This is a genomic window from Phenylobacterium sp. (assembly GCF_030693805.1).
Taxonomy (GTDB): domain Bacteria; phylum Pseudomonadota; class Alphaproteobacteria; order Caulobacterales; family Caulobacteraceae; genus Phenylobacterium.
In genome coordinates, this window is the sequence record NZ_JAUXZW010000431.1 from 1 (window position 1) to 1,043 (window position 1,043).

General features: G+C 62.0%; 1 protein-coding gene. It reads left to right on the top strand.

Annotation, left to right across the window (positions count from 1 at the left end; all coding sequences use genetic code 11):
• The coding region (locus tag Q8M88_RS17230) for a flagellin (protein WP_305598383.1) at positions 1–1,043 on the top strand (1,043 nt) is incomplete at both ends.

Consider the following 1,043-nt stretch of genomic DNA (forward strand, 5'->3'; position numbering starts at 1 on the left):
TGACTTTCGACGGTCAATCCGTCACGCTGGACCAAGTCTATACCAGCTACACCGACATGGCAAACAGCATCATCGGTCAACTGACAGGTGGAAGCGGCAGTTACACGAGTTCGGTGACTGGGGGTGCAATCACGATCTCTCGCGTGTCGACTGGCATCGGCTCGTCTGCGATCAATATCAGTGGCGCCACCGGCACCAACGTGAACACCAAGCTGGGTCTGACAGCTGGCGCCCAAACAGGCACTGTGGGCACCGATGCCGTGGCAACAACCAACGCATCCTTCTTTGTGGACGGCACCGAAGTGACCCTCGCCACCGACTACGCGGACCCGGACGGCGCCGGAGCGCTGGACGAGTACGACGCCATGGCAACGGACATCCAATCGCAACTGGCGGGCTACACGGTCACCAACGACGGCGGCACCCTGACGATCTCCAAGGATGACTCGCTGGCTGCAGTGAACATCACCGGTGCCGATGTGAACGCCACCGCCGCGGGCTTTGGTTTTGCCTCTGGCACAGCTGGCACGTCCAGCGGCAGCATCACGCTGTCGGACTTCACACTCAACGGTGTTGACCTAGCCAAAACCTACGGAGACATCAACGAGCTTGCAAGCGACATCAACAAAAACGTGGGCACGGTGTACGCCACGGTGGTCGCAGGTGCGCTGCAGTTGAGCTCCTCCAATGACATCACAATGAGTGGTACCGACGCCACCGGCACGCTGGGTTTTGCCGCCACCACGGTGGCCGCCGACAGTGGCTCCCTGCTGGGCTCGTCGGTCACGACGGTGGCGGACGCGAACACGATGATCCAACGGGTGGACGCCGCCCTGACCGAAGTCAGCACACTGCGCAGCACCTTTGGCGCCATCCAGAACCGCTTCGAATCGGTGACAGCCAACCTGACCACCACCAGCGAGAACCTGAGCGCCTCGCGCAGCCGCATTCTGGACGCCGACTTTGCTGCAGAAACCGCCGCCCTCAGCCGGGCGCAGATTCTCCAACAGGCCGGTACCGCGATGGTGGCGCAAGCCAACCAG